The sequence below is a fragment of the Pseudoalteromonas sp. KJ63-1 genome, from assembly GCF_055808145.1.
On sequence record NZ_CM147855.1, the window covers coordinates 2,762,868 to 2,780,512 of the forward strand.

Genomic DNA, 17,645 nt, shown 5'->3' on the forward strand with positions numbered 1-17,645 from the left:
TAATTCCTTAAGCGCTAAACTGCGTCTTATCTTGTGCTTTTGTATACGCCGCAGAGTGAGTGATAATGCCTCGGTTAACTAGATTCGTTAAACATTGATCCATGGTTTGCATCCCTTGCGATGCACCGGTTTGAATTGATGAATACATTTGAGCAATTTTATCTTCACGAATTAAGTTACGAATAGCGGGCGTTGCCAACATAATTTCGTGTGCAGCCACTCGCCCACCACCGACCTTCTTGATCAGTGTTTGTGAGATAACCGCACGCAATGATTCGGAAAGCATAGAGCGGATCATGTCTTTTTCTTCACCAGGAAATACGTCAATAATACGGTCAATGGTTTTAGGTGCCGACGTGGTATGCAAAGTACCAAATACTAAGTGACCGGTTTCAGCCGCAGTCATAGCAAGACGAATAGTTTCTAGATCTCGTAACTCACCAACCAAAATAACATCAGGGTCTTCACGCAATGCACTTCGCAAGGCATTAGAAAAACTATGTGTATCGCGGTGAACTTCACGCTGGTTAATTAAGCTGAGTTTATTATCGTGCACAAATTCGATAGGATCTTCAATGGTCAGTACATGGTGATGTTTATTTTGATTTATATAGTCCACCATGGCTGCGAGTGTAGTCGACTTACCTGAGCCTGTAGGACCGGTAACTAAGACTAAGCCTCGTGGGTTATCTGAAATTTGTTTAAATATTTCCGGCGCGCCTAAATCTTCAAGTGTCAGTACGTCACTCGGGATTGTACGGAACACGGCAGCAGGACCACGATTAGAGTTAAAGGCATTTACACGAAAACGTGCTAAATTAGGGACTTCAAAAGAGAAATCCACTTCGAGATTTTGTTCATAGTCCTTACGCTGGTTATCGTTCATAATATCATAAACCAGACTGCTGACTTCTTTATCTCCAAGTGCTGGTATATTAATTCGTCGCACATCGCCATCAACACGTATCATAGGTGACACCCCTGATGATAAGTGCAAATCTGATGCTTTATGTTGCACACTAAATGCCAATAATTCGGTGATATCCATTTATGACTCCACAACTAACTGATAAATATATGGTTACAATAGCAGAACGACTCACATCCGCCTACGCTAGAATTGCAGAGGCAGCGCAAAATGCACAGCGCAATAGTAACGACATTACGTTACTTGCAGTATCTAAAACCAAACCCGTCTCTGATATTATGGCAGCATATGAGCAAGGGCAACGCCAATTTGGTGAATCTTATGTTCAAGAAGCTGTAGATAAAATAGCGCAACTAGCCACATTTAGCGATATTGTTTGGCATTTCATTGGCCCTATACAGTCAAATAAAAGCGCTTTGGTGGCTGCTAATTTTGACTGGGTACAAAGCGTCGACAGACTAAAAATAGCAAAACGCTTAAACGCTCAGCGCCCACAGGGAATGCCCGCACTTAATATACTGATACAAGTTAATATTAGCGCAGAAGACGCGAAATCCGGCTGTGCCGTAGAGGAAATAGACCAACTAGCACAATTTATAAGCCAATGCTCGCAATTAAAACTACGCGGACTAATGGCTATTCCTGCAAAAAGTGACGATGCTAACACGCAAATTAAATATTTTGAGCTATTACAAACTTGCTTTGATAAACTACAGACCCAATATCCTCATATAGATACGTTGTCGATGGGGATGAGTAACGATGTAGAGGCTGCCATAGCGGCAGGTTCAACCATGGTGAGGATCGGCACAGATATTTTTGGAACACGAACTTAAAAGGTGATAACAGACATATGTCAGATAAAAAAATCGCATTTATAGGCACAGGTAATATGAGCTACGCCATCATTGGTGGCATGGTAAAAAACGGCTTTAACGCAAACAACATAATTGCGACTAACCGCAACCAAGAAAAACTAGCCAAGGTAGCATCCGACTTTAAGGTGCAAACCACCAGTGACAATAACGAAGCTATGCGCGATGCAGATGTCATTGTTCTGTCTGTTAAACCACAAATGATGGGCGACTTGTGCCAATCATTTCAAGATTCAGGCATCGACTTTAGTGATAAATTATTTATCTCAGTCGCTGCAGGTCTAACCGTTAAACGCTTACGTGAAATGCTTGGCCAAGATGTGAAAATGGTGCGTTGTATGCCAAATACACCGTCGTTACTTGGCCGTGGTGTATCGGGCTTGTATGGCGCTGGCGAAACGCAAAGCGAACATGAATTTGTACAACAAGTTTTTGAATGTACAGGTATAGTTGTGTGGGTAGAGCAAGAATCGCAAATTAACGATATCATTGCTGTGACAGGCTCTTCGCCAGCTTACTTTTTCTTATTTATGGAAGCGATTGAAGAAAAAGCGAAAGCACTTGGCTTTAATGATGAAGACGCGCGTCGCTTAGTACAGCAAACAGCGCTAGGCGCAGCTGAAATGGCACTTAGCCAACCAGATATTAGCATTTCGCAACTGCGCGCCAATGTAACCTCAAAAGGCGGTACCACGCATGCAGCTGTTGAGCATTTAAAAGCGCAAGGTTTAACCCAAACTGTGGGTGATGCAATGGATGCGTGTATTGCGCGTGCAGTGCAAATGGAACAAGAACTTTAAAACCATTTTTTATTGAAGGTTATACTATGAATGCCATGCAATTTTTAATTAGCACCTTGTTTGATCTATTTTTAATGGTGGTACTACTGCGTTTTTGGCTACAGTGGGCAAAAGCCGACTTTTACAACCCGATGAGCCAATTTGTGGTCAAAGCCACTTCGTTTGCAGTTAACCCGCTGCGAAAAATCATTCCAGGGCTAGGCGGGCTTGATTTAGCCTCTTTGTTGCTGGCATTTATAGTGGCTGCGGCAAAAATAAGTACATTAATGTGGCTTATTTATAGCTCTTGGGCTATTCAACCTGTGCTTATACAGGCGCTAATAACTGTTTTAAAAGAAGGTTTAAATTTAGTCTTTTGGGTGTTAATCATCCGCGCTATTTTAAGCTGGGTAAGCCAAGGCTATAACCCAATTGAAGCGGTATTCCATCAGCTTACTGAGCCAATGTTAAAGCCGATCCGTAAAATTTTACCGCCATTGGGGGGATTAGATTTATCGGTATTGGTACTGATTATCGGCATTCAGTTTTTACAAATGCTGCTAATGGACCTTTTAGCTTAAGCATAATGTAATATAAAAGAGGCCTAGCGCCTCTTTTTTACATATTCAGGAGTTAACCATGCAACGTTTAATAAAGTTTTGTTTTATTGCTTGTCTCGCTTTAGCATTTAATGCACACAGCGCTCAAGAACAAGGCGCCCAATACAAAGAGCTAGGCCCTTGGCAAGTTCATTACATAGCCTTTCCATCAACGTTTATTCAACCGCAAATAGCTAAAGCCTATGACCTTGAGCGTAGTGGCTATAAAGGCATTGTTAATATTTCAATATTAAAAAGTGATGCTGATAAAGCCGCTCAAAAAGCGACATTACAAGGTACCGCTAAAAACTTATTAGGTAACAAGCAAACCCTTAACTTTAAAGAAATAGTTGAAGGCGATTCAATTTATTACCTAGCACAAGTAGATTACACCAACGAAGAGATTTTACGTTTTGAAATTGAAATCCAACAAGGTAATCAGTTTCAAACATTAAAGTTTAAGCAAAAATTTTACGTAGATTAAATATGACCAACACCTTAGTACTTGCAACCGGCAACCCCGGAAAAGTGAATGAGCTGGCTAACATGCTCAGTTCACTTAATATTAATGTTGTACCGCAAAGCGACTTTAATGTCAGTGACGTAGCCGAAACAGGCACCACGTTTGTAGAAAACGCGATAATTAAAGCGCGTCATGCGGCTAAAATTACCGGACTGCCTGCTATTGCAGATGATTCAGGCTTAGAAGTTGATGGCCTGAATGGCGCGCCAGGTGTTTACTCTGCTCGTTTTGCAGGAAATAGCGCAAGCGATCAAGATAATATCGATAAATTACTGGCTGACTTAGGCGACAACCCTAATCGCAGTGCCCGTTTTTGGTGCGTGTTGGTACTAATGCGTCATGCTGACGACCCTACCCCGCTAATATGCAGTGCTAGCTGGGAAGGTGAGATTACCCTTAGCCAACACGGTGAAGGCGGCTTTGGCTACGATCCTATCTTTTTTGTACCATCAGAAAATTGCACCAGTGCCGCACTGACTAAAGAGCAGAAAAATGCTCTGAGTCATCGTGGGCAAGCACTTAATAAATTATTACAAGAGCTACAACACAAAGGCGGCCTGTGAACCTTCCTCCACTGAGTTTATATGTGCACGTACCTTGGTGCGTGCAAAAATGCCCTTACTGCGACTTTAACAGCCACGGACAAAAAGGTGACATCCCTGAAGCTGAATATGTGCAGCATTTAATTGACGATTTAAAAGCTGATTTACACTTAGTGCAGGGGCGAAAAATTCACAGCATTTTTATTGGCGGCGGCACGCCAAGCCTATTAACCGGCGCGGCATACACCCGTTTACTCAATGAAGTAGATAGCCTTATAGGCCTAGCCGATAATTGTGAAATAACCCTTGAAGCAAACCCCGGCACAGTCGAAACTGGCCGTTTCAAAGATTATGTAAAAGCAGGGATTAACCGTATCTCTATAGGCGTGCAAAGCATGCAAAACGATAAATTAAAAGCCTTAGGCCGAATTCATGGTGCCGATGAAGCCAGTTATGCAGCACAACAAGCTAGTGAAGCAGGGTTGAATAGCTTTAACCTTGATTTAATGCATGGCTTACCAGGGCAGTCACTCGATGACGCACTAAGTGATTTAAAACAAATTATTGCCCTCAACCCACCACATATTTCTTGGTATCAGCTCACCATTGAGCCTAATACGCAATTTGCTTCAAAACCGCCCACGTTGCCACAAGATGAAACCTTATGGGATATTCAAGAACAAGGCCAAGCATTGTTAGCCCAAGCAGGCTATCAGCAATACGAAATCTCAGGATATGCAAAACCGGGCTTTCAATGCCAACATAACTTGAATTATTGGCGGTTTGGCGATTATCTTGGTATTGGCTGTGGCGCCCATGGTAAGGTTACTGATGCGAAAACGGGGGTGATAACACGCACTGAAAAGGTTAAACACCCACGGGGCTACATGGACATTATTAAGCCCTACTTGTACAAAAGCTGGCAAGTAGAACAAGACGACTTAGCGTTTGAGTTTTTTATGAATCGCTTTCGTTTAACAGAGCCATGCCCGATTGAAGACTACAGTGCATTGACTAATCAGCCATTACAAAGCCAACAAGCGGCTTTAAATAAAGCTCTTAACACAGGTTTATTAATAGAAAAAGACGGCCACTGGCAAGTAAGCCTTAAAGGCCATCGCTTTTTAAATGACCTGCTAGAATTGTTCGTATAACGCTTTTGGCGTTATGCGCATGTAAAGTAAATACATGAAAAATTAAAATACCCTAATGGGTTTCTAACAACAAAAGGGAAACGAATGCGTAAACTTACTCTAATTGCTGCCACGGTAAGCGTGGCACTGCTTGCAGGTTGCCAACAAGCAACACAACAATCAACGCCTGCACCTGCGGTTCAAGCTCAACCTGTACAAAGTGAAATTGATAAAGCGAATGCTTTTTTTGAAGACACTTTTAATCGTGATGTAATGAGCAGCCCAGTTTATCAAACCTACATGGGCATCAAAAAAGATTACGATAAATGGGATGACAACAGCGAAGAAAAAGCGCTTAAAGACTTGGCACAAACTAAAGCCGATTTGGTCACGCTCAACAGCATTGACCGTGCGCAATTAGATGCAGCTACTCAAGTAAGTTATGATTTAAAAAAACAAGATTTAGAAGCTAGCATTGCTGATTTTAAATGGCGTTACCATAACTACCCAGTAAACCAAATGTTTGGTACGCACTCTATGGTGCCGGCTTTTTTAATTAACCAGCATCAAATTAGCAACGTAAAAGAAGCAAACGATTATATTGCTCGTTTAAATGGGGTGCCGGGTGTATTTGATCAACTTATTACCGGCTTAGAAATTCGCGCCGATAAAAACATCATCGCGCCTAAATTTGTATTTCCACACGTGATTGATTCAAGCAAAAACATCATTAAAGGTGCACCGTTTGAACAAGGTGAAGATTCTACGCTTTTAGCTGACTTTAAACGCAAAGTAAATGCATTAGAAATCGACCAAGCTGAAAAAGATGCACTTATTAGTAAAGCGACTGAAGCATTAAAAACGGCAGTTAAACCTGCTTACTCTAAGTTAATTAACTACATTGCACAGCTAGAAAAACGTGCTGATAACCGTGACGGTGCTTGGAAATTCCCTGATGGCGAAGCGTTTTACAATAACGCGCTTAAACGTACTACCACGACAGACCTTACCGCAAAAGAAATTCATGCCATCGGCCTTGCCGAAGTGTCACGTATTCATGATGAAATGCGTGCCATCAAAGATAAAGTTGGCTTTGAGGGCGACTTAAACGCCTTTATGCAGTTTATGAAAACCGACAAGCAATTTTACCTTGCTAATACTGAAGCGGGTAAAGCGCAGTACCTAAGTGAAGCTAAAGGCTTAATTGATAACATGAAAACACGCTTAGATGAGCTGTTTATTGTAAAACCAAAAGCCGACATGATAGTAAAACGTGTTGAAGCTTTCCGTGAAAAAGCGGCAGGTAAAGCGTTTTATCAACAACCTGCGCCAGATGGTTCTCGCCCAGGTATTTACTACGCCAACCTCTATGACATGGAAGCAATGCCAACTTACCAAATGGAAGCTCTAGCTTACCATGAAGGTATTCCGGGTCATCACATGCAAATTGCTATTTCACAAGAATTAGAAGGCGTGCCTAAGTTCCGTAAATTTGGTGGTTACACAGCCTACATTGAAGGTTGGGGTTTATACTCAGAGTTACTACCAAAAGAAATGGGCCTTTACGAAGACCCGTATTCAGATTTTGGTCGTTTAGCTATGGAGTTATGGCGTGCCTGTCGTCTAGTGGTTGATACCGGTATTCACGCAATGAAGTGGACTCGCCAAGAAGGTATTGATTACTACGTTAACAACACTCCTAACGCCACTTCTGACGGTGTAAAAATGGTTGAGCGTCATATTGTAATGCCATCACAAGCAACGGCTTACAAAGTGGGTATGCTGAAAATTTTAGAACTACGTGAAGCGGCTAAAAAGCAGCTTGGCGACAAGTTTGATATTCGTCAATTCCACGACGTAGTGCTTAAAAATGGCCCTGTACCATTAAACGTACTAGAAAACTTTGTTGATGAGTGGGTTGCTAGCAAACAAGCTTAATTATCTAGGGTCTGTGACCTTTCAAGGTTAAATTTGCAGCAGTCTGTTTGGTATTTAGGCAAGGCAGAGCCTATGTGGTGTGGTTATTCCCCATAAATAGGCGATAACGCAGTATCAATGCCAAACAGGCGCTGCCCGAAGGGTTCTGCCTAGGGGCGATTTACTCTTTGTTGCCTACATGGATGTAGGTAAGTGGCGTGAGCAGGACGCGGAAGCTTTGCTCGGTTTTGACTTAGCCCACTAGGTTACAAACCTCGCGCCGCGATTAAACCGCCCCTAGTTTGAACAAATTTTAATCCACAAAGGTAAACAGACCCTAGTAACTACTTAAACATATAAAAGGTCGCGATTGCGGCCTTTTGTTTTATAAAGCAAAAAATTAAGCTAGGATAAAGTAGGTATTCAAGGAGAACAGAATGGATCTAAGCATACAGCTACTCAATGCGCGTATTAAACAACAACAGTTTGATGAGCTTGATAATGACTTTAAAAAGCTCACTGACGCTCAAAAAGTGATGCAGCTTAATTACCTGTTTGAAAGCGCGTTACGCATGAGTATTAAATACGATTTTATGCAAAATATTGCCGTGCGAATTTTAGCGAGCAATACGCCACCAGCGCCGTTTATTGAACAGCTAACCAGTTTAGATGCACTGAGCTTTTTTACTCCTGCGCTTAAATTAAATAAAGGCTTTATCAGTACAGATAATCATGGCAATAACGTGTTACATAATGTGTTCAAGCACGCAGCGCCGAGTCAATTGCCTTTTAACTATGTTCGCTCGTTAATGTTATTTGAATCTAATGAAGAGTTACTGCATGCATTGGCGCAAATCAATCAGTACGGGCTCACTCCTGTGGCCAGCTATATCGTTTATGCACATAAGCCCAACATACCGGTAAAACATGAGTTTTCAGCCTTACTGGCATTAATGGAAATAGAACAAAAACAAAATCCTAGAGCAAAATTACAATTGCTTGAGGCATTAAAAAACGACCCTCCAAGCGAAATAACTTTGCTGTTAAGCGCCGCATATTTACAGCGCTCTACTGAACAAGTAGCAGCACTAATCTGATAAGTAATATTCTACGCTGGTAACCACGCGTACATTTTTAATTTGCGGTGTGTTTGAATCCCGATCGCTAATACTAAACTGCCCTTGGCGTGCGGTTTTAATTTTACCTAAAAGGGAGTTTGAATCTTTCGCGAATTTATTTGCTACTTCACGGGCTTTTTCTGTGGCCTCTTGCACCATGGCAGGTTTTATATCGTTAAGCCCAGTAAAAATATATTCAATACGAGTTTGATAGTTATCTTGGACTATGGCTATATTTTGTTTAGCTAACTGACTCACTTTACTCAGTGCGTTTTTAACTTTATCGGGGGCATTAGAGTAAACAATAATATTTGAGCTAATAACGTATCTAAACTTTTGATTGTCGTTCGCATATTCACGCGCTTGCTTATCAATAATAGATTGAGTGCCTGTCGATATTTCCTCATCGTCAAAGCCATGTAGCTTTAAAAAGGCAATTACGGCATCGTTTTTTTGCTCAACTCGCTCAACAAGCTTTTCAAGGTTGTTATCGGCGTCATTAAACTGCAGCGGCCAAATAACAGTATCAGCGACCACTTCACGCTCTGCTAAGCCTTTTACCTGAACAGTGCGCTCCATGCCTTTAATATCAAGTGCGGCTCCTTTGATGATAAAGCCCAATGCAATTAAGCCGATGCTTAAACAAACTGCTGCCATAACAACGGTTACATTCGATATTTTATTCACTTCACTCTCCTTGACTAGGGTCTGTTGACCTTTGCGGATTAAAATTTGTTCAAACTAGGGGCGGTTTAATCACGGCGCGAGGTTTGTAACCTAGTGGGCTAAGTCAAAACCGAGCAACAAAGAGTAAATCGCCCCTAGGCAGAACCCTTCGGGCAGCGCCTGTTTGGCATTGATACTGCGTTATCGCCTATTTATGGGGAATAACCACACCACATAGGCTATGCCTTGCCTAAATACCAAACAAACTGCTGCAACTTTAACCTTGAAAGGTCAACAGACCCTAATATCAATAATAAGCATGTTCACGCTCGAAAAAACACAATAAACAGGTTACATTGAGACAGTACAGAACGCAAAAATTAATCAGCCAAGGAAACGCAATGAGTCTAAAACGTATTAGCCAGTTTTTTAACCCAAGCTCTGTCGCTGTTATTGGGGCATCAAACACCGCCACTCGCGCGGGTAATGTGGTAATGCGCAACTTACTGCAAGGTGGCTTTAAAGGGCCTATTATGCCTGTTACACCCAATCATACTGCGGTACATGGCGTATTGGCTTACCCCAACATTGAAGCCTTACCTAAAGTGCCTGATTTAGCCGTTATCTGTACCAATAAAAATACCTTGATGAAAATTATTGAGCAACTAGGGACACTTGGCTGTCATAGCGCCGTTATTATTGCGGATGGCTTAACCACAGCTCAAAAACAGGCACTTAAAGAGAACGCAGCGAAGCACAAAGTTACCCTACTTGGCTCAAATTGCTTGGGGTTACTTATTCCACATATAGGCTTAAATGCAAGCTTTTCCCATACGGTTGCCACGCCAGGTAAGCTGGCTTTTGTATCGCAATCAGCTGCGGTGTGTTCTACCATTCTTGATTGGGCAAAAAATAAAGAAATTGGCTTTTCGTACTTTGTATCTATGGGGGATTGTTTAGATATTGAGTTTGACGAAATTCTCGACTTCTTAGGCCGCGATGCCAAAACCAAAGCCATCTTACTGTACATCGATAATATTAATGATATTCGCAGCTTTATTTCTGCCGCTCGAGCAGCCGCATTTTCTAAACCTGTTATTGCTATTAAAACTGGCAGAACCAGCGCAGGGGCTCTCGCTGCTGAAATACACACTGGCGGAAAACAAAGCTCAGATGCAGTATATGATGCCATGTTTCAACGCGCGGGGATGTTAAGAGTAAACGACTTACGTGAGCTTTTTGCCGCCACTCAAACCTTGGCAATGCACCCTAAATTACTGCAAGTAGAGCAACTTACCATATTAACCAATGGTGGCGGCCCTGGAGTGATGGCCGTTGATGAACTTATTCAAAGCTCAGGAAAACTTGCTCAGCTCAGTGATGAAACTCGCGAAGCACTCAGTAAAGTGATCCCGCATTCAGACACCGTAGCCAATCCGGTCGATATATTTGGCGATTCTGCGCCAGTGCGTTACAAACACGCATTAGAAATATTACTAAATGCTAAAGAAGTTAAAAACTTACTGATCATTCATACTCCTTCAGCATTAGCTGCGAGTGAAAATTACGCTCAGGTTATTGTTGAGGCGCTAAATAAATTACCAAAAATGGCACGCCCCTATGTGATTACTAACTTTATGGGCGAAGATGCCGCTTTTGCTGCCAGACGCATCTGCGCTAATAACGCCATCCCTACCTATCGCACTCCAGAAGGCGCAGTAGGCGCCTTTATGCACTTAGTAAGCTACCGCCGTAACCAAAAGCATTTAACTCAAACGCCAGAATCGAACACTGACGATGCCACTATTAATAAAGCGGCAGCGAAAGCGACTATTAAAGAGTTTTTAGATGATGAGCAACACTACTTATCGACCCATCAAGCGAGTCACATTTTAAGTAGTTACGGCATAAACTGCATTCAAACTGAAGTTGCCTACACTCCAACCGAAGCCAAAGAGCAAGCAATAGAGCTGGGGTTTCCTGTGGCATTGAAATTGATTAGCCCAAGTATTCCCTCTAAGTCTGAAGTTGGCGGTGTAGTACTAAACCTTAATGATGCACAAGAGGTAGAGCAAACCGCATTTGCTATGCTGTTAAGAATAAAAAACACCTACCCTGACGCTGTAATTGATGGTTTTTCATTACAAAAAATGGCACCTAGGGCGGGAGCCAACGAGCTGCGTATCGCCATTAAAACAGAGCCTAATTTTGGTCCAGTTATTTTATTAGGTGAAGCCGGTACAGGGCTTGAATATGAACAGGCTGCAGTCGCTTTACCACCATTGAATATGAACCTAGCTAAATACTTAATTGCCGCCGCCCATGATAAAGGCGTACTTAAAGACCGCGTATTGCCTGAAAAAGTAGATAAATATCGCTTGTGTTCACTACTAACTCGAATTTCTCAATTGGTGGTAGATCAACCGGATATTACCTCATTAGAGCTAAATCCTATTCTAGCTAGTAATGGTCAGTTTTTAGTACTTGATGCCACCATGAACTTGAGCCAATATCAAATTCAGGCACACCGAAAACGTTTATCTATTCGCCCTTACCCCATTGAGCTGGTTGAAACGGTTACCCTAAAAAATGATACCTTAGCAACGCTCAGACCAATTAAACCTGAAGATGAGCAAGCACATCAAGCGTTTGATCAGTCATTAACCAAAGAAGATAGGTATAAGCGCTTTTTTGGTGAGTTGCCCCAGTTTAACCACGATCAACTCGCTAAAATGACACAAATTGATTACGACCGCGAAATGGCGTTTATTGTTACCCAAACACAAGACGAGCAACAACAGACATTAGGGGTTTCGCGAGTGATTATGGACCCAGATAACTTACAAGCAGAGTTTGCTATTGTAGTACGCTCTGATTGCCAAGGGCTTGGATTAGGGCGTATTTTAATGAATGCAGCAATTTCTCATTGTAAGCGCCAAGGGGTAAAAACCGTTGAGGGAATCACTCTCCCTGAAAACACCGGCATGATTGAGCTAGCTCGTAAACTCGGATTTAAAATTAGTCGTGATTTTGAAGAAGGCAGTATCAATATGTTACTCAAATTATAATAATTACTATGCAAAAACTTAGACAAACCATCAACCAAGTATTTGAGTCTTCAGGAAAGTACCAACGGGCCGGCCACTTTTTAGATGCCCTACTAATCACTATAATTATGATTAATGTGGTGGCCATTGTACTCGAATCAGTGCATAGCATTGCCACTGCGTACTATAACGAATTTTTAATATTAGAGCTGGTATCGGTTGCCATATTTAGTACTGAATACTTAATACGTGCTTGGACTTGTGTAGATAGAGTAAAATACGCCTCTATGGATTGCTCCAATACACAAAAACGGATCCGCTATATTTTATCACCTTTGGCTATCATCGATTTAATCGCCATTTTGCCAAGCCTGCTAATGCTTTTCTTTGCTTTAGACTTGCGTTTTTTACGCGTACTACGTTTATTAAGAGTATTTAAGCTCACTCGTTATTCACGGGCTATACAGCTGTTATTACAGGCATTTATTGATGAATCAAGTTCATTATTGGCTGCATTTTTTATTATGGCAGTAGTACTTATTTTAGCTTCATGCGGTATTTATTTATTAGAACATGACATTCAACCAGACAAGTTCGGCTCAATTCCAGCCGCTATGTGGTGGGCAATGGCAACACTAACTACAGTTGGGTATGGTGATGTTGTGCCAATAACACCGATTGGTAAGCTGTTTGGTGGTGTCATCACTCTAGTAAGCATGGGCATGGTGGCTATACCCACTGGTTTATTAGCGTCGAGCTTTTCAGAGCAAGTTCGTAAACGTCGTCAGTTATTTGAAGATGCCACCCATGAGCAAATAACCGATGGTAAACTCTCCGACGAGCAATTACATCACCTAGAAGATCTTCGCTACAAACTCGGGTTAAGTAAGTTAGAAGCTAATAAAGCAATAAAAGCGGAACTTAATAAACGCAGCTCACATTTATTTTGTCGCCATTGTGGTAAGCGCCCTTAATAACACATACACAAAGCAGAGGCGCTTTAAGCTTGTGAAAATACAGGCTGCCAATCGCGTTCAATGAGCTCAAGCACTTGCTCTTTAGGCACCGCTTTACTGAACAAATAACCTTGAAAGTAGCTGCAACCTTGAGCTTTTAAGAAGGCCAGTTGATGTGCGCTTTCAACCCCTTCAGCAATACACTCTTTACCTAAACTGCTGGCTAAAGTCAGCGTGGATTGAATAATCGCTTCATTATCTGAATCAATACCAATATCTTGCACAAAACTACGATCAATCTTTAATACATCAATGGGGAAGCGCTTTAAATACGTTAATGAAGCATAACCCGTTCCAAAGTCATCCATGTATAATTTACATCCGAGCTGCTTTAGTGCATCCATATTTTTAAGCGCATACTCTGAGTCTCGCATTAAAATAGACTCCGTTATTTCAAATACAATAGCCTCAGGCGGTAGTGCCGCATTACTCAATGCCTGGCGAATTTCAGGTATAAGCTCAGCAAACTCAAAATCAAGTGCTGATAAATTAATTGATAAATATAAATCGGGATTCACCTTGCGCCAACGCACCAACTGTACAAGTGCTCTTTTAAATGTTTGCAGCATAATTTTGGTAATTAAACCAATATTTTCAGCCACATTTGCAAACTCTTGCGTACTAGCTAGCTGATTTTCAGGCCAGCGTAATAACACCTCAAAGCCTACCGTTCTTTGTGTAGATGTACTAATTATAGGTTGATAGTAATTACAAAACTCATGCTCATGATACGCTTTGATCAATTGCGACTCTAAATGCAGCGCCCTTTCAATTTTTTGATTCATTTCTTGTTTGTAAAACTTGTAACCACCTTCTAAACCATCTTTAGCATAATAGAGCGCCACATTTGAAGCTTTTAACAGCGCTTTATAATGCGTCGCGTCATCAGGGAAAAGCGCCACCCCAATACTTAGATGAACCTTCACACTTTGGTTATTCATAGAAATGTCTTTACTCACACAATCCATAAGCTTGGTGCATATAAGTAATACTTCTTCTATTTGTTGAATATCTTCAACTAAAATAACAAATTCATCACCACTTAAACGCGCTACGCTATCACAGGGACGCAGTGCTATTTTTAAACGATTTGCCACCAGCTTAATAATCTCATCAGCGCTTTCTGTCCCAAATGAGTCATTAAAGTATTTAAAGCGTTTTATATTTACGTGTATTAAAGCGACTTTACTGTGATGGCGGCGCGCTTGATCTATGGCGTGCATAGCTCGGTCGTTAAATAGAGTTCTGTTTGGCAAACCCGTTAATGAATCGTAATTAGTTAATAAATGTAGCTCATTCTCAGCTGACTTCTGGGCATGAATATCCGTTAAAATAACCACATAACTGCTTAATCTTTGGCTTTCATCCGCTACAGCGCTTATTTTTACTAACACATGGCGCTGTTCCTTATTAGCCAATACCACAGTATCTTCACATGAGAAATGCTCACCTACTTCAAGTTTTTGCATAATGCGTAAATAATCAAAATAGCTACTGCGAGTCATACCTAAATTAAGTGAGCGAGTTGAACGAGGCTCTGCCGATAAAGCAAAAGCCGTTTGTAGCGACTTATTTGAAGCACGTATATTAAAGTTTTTATCTAAAATAAACACCCAATCTCGAGTCTGTTCAAACGCGGCAGTAAATAGTCGAGCGTGTTCTTCAAATGCCATCTCGCGTGTCATATTGGTATACGTACCCGCTACTTTTTGCGGAGTTGTTTCATTCCATTCAACCACTTTGCCAAAGTCTTTGTACCAGCGCCAATGACCTTTGGCATGACGCAATCGGTAAGTACAGTTAAAATATCCTTTGTCAGTTGATAAAAATTCTAACCACTCTAACCTAAAAATAGCACGCTCTTGTGGGTGAACTTTATCTAAGTAGTCATCTAAACTGACTGAGTCTTCCGCATAACCTAATTCGTTAACTAACCTTGGCTGATAAATATTTAACTGATTTGCTTGCCAATCCCATACCCCCGATTCACTTCCCTCTAGCGCAAGCTTTAAGCGCGCCTCGCTATCTTGGCTTTCTTTGTGTGCAGCTAATAAAATACGCTGTATTTTGTTACGTCTCATCACCCATGCAGTCACTACAGTGATCAACAAAATAGCATAAAGTGCTAAAAAGTAAGGGGCCCGCCATAACGGGTATTTCACTTTAATATTTAACGTTGCTGGCGGGGTATACTCACCCGTCAACGGATCCTTTGCCCAGACTTTTAACTGGTAGCTTCCTGGGTTTAATTTAGGAAACACCACGCGATTATTACGGGTATAACTTTTTTTACCTTTATCGAGCTGATATTCATAAATAATACGTTCTTGAAAACTGAATGACATCGCTGAGAACGCAATTTCAAGCCCTATATCATCATGATTTAAAGTAATATTTTTTAATGGCTGTTGTAAGTTAATCGACAAATTTCGAGACATTAAATTAATGCGAGTAATGTTGACATGTTCTAACAAACCTTGGCTATTTTTATTCTCTTTGGGATCAAAATAGGTAAAGCCTTTAAGGCTACCATAGGCAATTCGTCCATCATTTAATTTTGCCATAGCACCACTATTAAATTCAGCAGAAAGCACCCCGTCTGATGTAGTAAACTGCTGAAAATGAATAGTGTTAGGGTTTAGTCGCCATATTCCTTTATGACTACTCATCCAAATCATTCCCTCTTCATCTAGCACCATATCGTATAATAGTGTGCCTAATTTATTTTTATCTAAATCAATGGTATGCACTAATTCATAGCTGCTGGCATCAATTCCAATCAAACCAAAGTTAGATAAAGAGAGCCATAGAATCCCTTGCCTGTCTTCAATATACGAAAGAATTCTCACTGCAACATTGTCATGATGTTTGGGTACTTTATAAAGGGTATTTAAACTGAGCTCATCAGGATTAAACTGGTATAACACCCCACCACTAAAAAATAGCGGCCACTTTGGCTGAGAGGGCAATGGCGCTAAAAAGCCATGTGCTAAGAACGGGTCGAATTGGGAAAACTCGCCTTTTAATGGGGTTAAAATCAGGCTATCAATATTATATTTAAACATGCCATGATCAGGGTGAACAAAATATAAATCACCATTTTCTAACAAGGCAATACCATGCATCCAGTCGTTTAAAAATATTTGGTTCTTGGGGCTGGCAGTTTTAGGTTGAGTAAGCTGCTGGGTTTGGGGGTCAAAAATAAACAGCCCTCGGTTTGTTTGTAACCAGAGTTTATTTTTGTAAGGCATAATTTTGAAAATAGTAAATTCTGTGGTTAGTAAATCAACTTTATAATCTTTTAAATACACCGTTGAGGTGTTATTTTTTATATCAACCGCAGTTAAACCATTATGGGTACCTAACCATAACTTATCTTGGAATTGTTTAATTGCCCAGACTGAGTGATGCGAAAATCCATCCCCTCCCAGAGCATTTCCCTCCACATTATAAAACTTATAGTTGTCTCCCGATAAGTAAAAAGCACCATCAGTTTTAGTCGCAAGCCACATACCGCCTGATTTATCTTTTACCATATCAATAATGCTGGTATCGGCAAGGGTGTATTTACTTTGTTGAATACGTTTATTTTTAACCACCGTTTTGGTGGTCAAATTAAAGCTGAGCAGACCTTTGTCTGTTGCTAAATCAACAACCCCCTGCTGATTATCTATATCCCAAACATTTAAATCAGCCAGCAGCTTTTCATTTGTAAATGACTGCTCATTATTATTAAACAATGCCTCTATATTGCTAATATCAACAGCGTATAAACCTTTAACAGCCCCAACCAATAACCGATTACTATCACCCAGTGCAAATGACTTCACATTGTTTTGATAGATGTGTACATCGGTTTCGCTTAAATGCTCTAGAGGGCGTACTTGTTGCGTTGCAATATTAAATACATAAGCACCGTCTGTACTGCCAATAAAGATATAGCCATTGTAATGAAACAAGGTACGTACAAATGCATTTTCAAATTGCTCAGGCAGCTTAAATAAAGGAGTAATAGAGCCACTGGCTATATCAAGTTTTGCAAACACTCGCCCTTGTCCAATCCACAAGGATTTATCATCTGTGGCCAACATAGTAAAAACAGACTGCTGAAGAATTTGCTCTTCTGTCACTGGCTTTTTTAGATACTGCTGATAGGTATTTGTTTGCGGGTCATACCTGAAAAGCCCCGCTAACAAGGAAGCAATCCAAATTTGTCCTTCTGGATCTTGGTATATGCGATCAATAATGGTCTCTTCTAACTCACCATTTGGGCCATTAATTGGAATAACCTGGTAGCCGTCGTAGCGATTTAACCCTCCTTCAGTAGAGAGCCATAAATAGCCATTATTATCAATAAGCATAGTATTAACGTAGCTTTGAGATAACCCTTCGCTCGGGGATAACCTTTTTACTTGCGCTGTTGCAGCGAGGCTTATGAGCATAAATAGCACAAACATGGCTGTGATAAACCTATTAATACAGATGCCCATGTGTTTCCTATG

13 protein-coding genes are annotated in these 17,645 nt (G+C 41.0%); 10 read left to right on the forward strand and 3 right to left on the reverse strand.

Going from position 1 to position 17,645, the window contains the following annotated elements; all coding sequences use genetic code 11:
- Window positions 1-7: 7 nt before the first annotated feature.
- Window positions 8-1,048 (reverse strand): type IV pilus twitching motility protein PilT, encoded by a 1,041-nt coding sequence (locus AC0L7Q_RS13260; RefSeq protein ID WP_010391590.1) that lies wholly within the window; start codon window positions 1,046-1,048, stop codon window positions 8-10.
- A 2-nt stretch (window positions 1,049-1,050) separates the two neighbouring features.
- Between AC0L7Q_RS13260 and AC0L7Q_RS13265 the strand changes: the two genes are divergently transcribed.
- The 8 genes from AC0L7Q_RS13265 (at window position 1,051) to AC0L7Q_RS13300 (ending at window position 8,393) form a co-directional block, all read left to right on the forward strand.
- Window positions 1,051-1,764: a YggS family pyridoxal phosphate-dependent enzyme gene (locus AC0L7Q_RS13265; protein WP_413400783.1), complete on the forward strand. Its 714-nt coding sequence runs from the start codon at window positions 1,051-1,053 to the stop codon at window positions 1,762-1,764.
- Window positions 1,765-1,781: 17 nt separating this feature from the next.
- Window positions 1,782-2,603 carry a pyrroline-5-carboxylate reductase gene (proC, locus tag AC0L7Q_RS13270; RefSeq protein ID WP_138609266.1) on the forward strand — a complete coding sequence of 274 codons (822 nt, stop codon included), beginning with the start codon at window positions 1,782-1,784 and terminating at the stop codon, window positions 2,601-2,603.
- Window positions 2,604-2,629: 26 nt separating this feature from the next.
- On the forward strand, window positions 2,630-3,163 hold the full coding sequence (locus tag AC0L7Q_RS13275; protein WP_008113334.1) for a YggT family protein: 534 nt from the start codon (window positions 2,630-2,632) through the stop codon (window positions 3,161-3,163).
- A 58-nt stretch (window positions 3,164-3,221) separates the two neighbouring features.
- Window positions 3,222-3,665 (forward strand): DUF4426 domain-containing protein, encoded by a 444-nt coding sequence (locus AC0L7Q_RS13280; RefSeq protein WP_413400784.1) that lies wholly within the window; start codon window positions 3,222-3,224, stop codon window positions 3,663-3,665.
- A gap of 2 nt (window positions 3,666-3,667) precedes the next feature.
- The gene (locus AC0L7Q_RS13285; protein ID WP_413400785.1) at window positions 3,668-4,267 is read left to right on the forward strand and encodes an XTP/dITP diphosphatase; all 600 of its coding nucleotides are present in this window, start codon (window positions 3,668-3,670) and stop codon (window positions 4,265-4,267) included.
- Window positions 4,264-5,400, forward strand: a complete 1,137-nt coding sequence (gene hemW / locus AC0L7Q_RS13290; protein WP_413400786.1) for a radical SAM family heme chaperone HemW — start codon at window positions 4,264-4,266, stop codon at window positions 5,398-5,400. The genes AC0L7Q_RS13285 and hemW overlap by 4 nt, the downstream gene beginning before the upstream one ends.
- A gap of 84 nt (window positions 5,401-5,484) precedes the next feature.
- Window positions 5,485-7,317 carry a DUF885 domain-containing protein gene (locus tag AC0L7Q_RS13295; protein WP_076918452.1) on the forward strand — a complete coding sequence of 611 codons (1,833 nt, stop codon included), beginning with the start codon at window positions 5,485-5,487 and terminating at the stop codon, window positions 7,315-7,317.
- Window positions 7,318-7,733: 416 nt separating this feature from the next.
- Window positions 7,734-8,393, forward strand: a complete 660-nt coding sequence (locus AC0L7Q_RS13300) for a hypothetical protein (RefSeq protein ID WP_409423909.1) — start codon at window positions 7,734-7,736, stop codon at window positions 8,391-8,393.
- On the opposite strand, the gene AC0L7Q_RS13305 is transcribed toward AC0L7Q_RS13300, so the two are convergent.
- Window positions 8,385-9,101, reverse strand: a complete 717-nt coding sequence (locus AC0L7Q_RS13305) for an SIMPL domain-containing protein (protein WP_075169840.1) — start codon at window positions 9,099-9,101, stop codon at window positions 8,385-8,387. The genes AC0L7Q_RS13300 and AC0L7Q_RS13305 overlap by 9 nt on opposite strands.
- A 380-nt stretch (window positions 9,102-9,481) precedes the next feature.
- Between AC0L7Q_RS13305 and AC0L7Q_RS13310 the strand changes: the two genes are divergently transcribed.
- On the forward strand, window positions 9,482-12,148 hold the full coding sequence (locus AC0L7Q_RS13310) for a bifunctional acetate--CoA ligase family protein/GNAT family N-acetyltransferase (protein WP_413400787.1): 2,667 nt from the start codon (window positions 9,482-9,484) through the stop codon (window positions 12,146-12,148).
- An 8-nt stretch (window positions 12,149-12,156) separates the two neighbouring features.
- Complete coding sequence (locus AC0L7Q_RS13315) at window positions 12,157-13,101, forward strand: ion transporter (protein WP_413400788.1); 945 nt, start codon at window positions 12,157-12,159, stop codon at window positions 13,099-13,101.
- Window positions 13,102-13,127: 26 nt separating this feature from the next.
- Here the strand turns inward: AC0L7Q_RS13315 and AC0L7Q_RS13320 are convergent, their stop codons facing one another.
- Complete coding sequence (locus AC0L7Q_RS13320; protein WP_413400789.1) at window positions 13,128-17,633, reverse strand: EAL domain-containing protein; 4,506 nt, start codon at window positions 17,631-17,633, stop codon at window positions 13,128-13,130.
- Window positions 17,634-17,645: the final 12 nt, after the last annotated feature.

Excerpts from the sequence above, each read along its gene's own strand:
- AC0L7Q_RS13260 (WP_010391590.1), bottom strand. The coding sequence starts at position 1,048 with ATGGATATCACCGAATTATTGGCATTTAGTGTGCAACATAAAGCATCA.
- AC0L7Q_RS13265 (WP_413400783.1), top strand. The coding sequence starts at position 1,051 with ATGACTCCACAACTAACTGATAAATATATGGTTACAATAGCAGAACGA.
- proC (WP_138609266.1), top strand. The coding sequence starts at position 1,782 with ATGTCAGATAAAAAAATCGCATTTATAGGCACAGGTAATATGAGCTAC.
- AC0L7Q_RS13275 (WP_008113334.1), top strand. The coding sequence starts at position 2,630 with ATGAATGCCATGCAATTTTTAATTAGCACCTTGTTTGATCTATTTTTA.
- AC0L7Q_RS13280 (WP_413400784.1), top strand. The coding sequence starts at position 3,222 with ATGCAACGTTTAATAAAGTTTTGTTTTATTGCTTGTCTCGCTTTAGCA.
- AC0L7Q_RS13285 (WP_413400785.1), top strand. The coding sequence starts at position 3,668 with ATGACCAACACCTTAGTACTTGCAACCGGCAACCCCGGAAAAGTGAAT.
- AC0L7Q_RS13295 (WP_076918452.1), top strand. The coding sequence starts at position 5,485 with ATGCGTAAACTTACTCTAATTGCTGCCACGGTAAGCGTGGCACTGCTT.
- AC0L7Q_RS13300 (WP_409423909.1), top strand. The coding sequence starts at position 7,734 with ATGGATCTAAGCATACAGCTACTCAATGCGCGTATTAAACAACAACAG.
- AC0L7Q_RS13310 (WP_413400787.1), top strand. The coding sequence starts at position 9,482 with ATGAGTCTAAAACGTATTAGCCAGTTTTTTAACCCAAGCTCTGTCGCT.
- AC0L7Q_RS13315 (WP_413400788.1), top strand. The coding sequence starts at position 12,157 with ATGCAAAAACTTAGACAAACCATCAACCAAGTATTTGAGTCTTCAGGA.
- AC0L7Q_RS13320 (WP_413400789.1), bottom strand. The coding sequence starts at position 17,633 with ATGGGCATCTGTATTAATAGGTTTATCACAGCCATGTTTGTGCTATTT.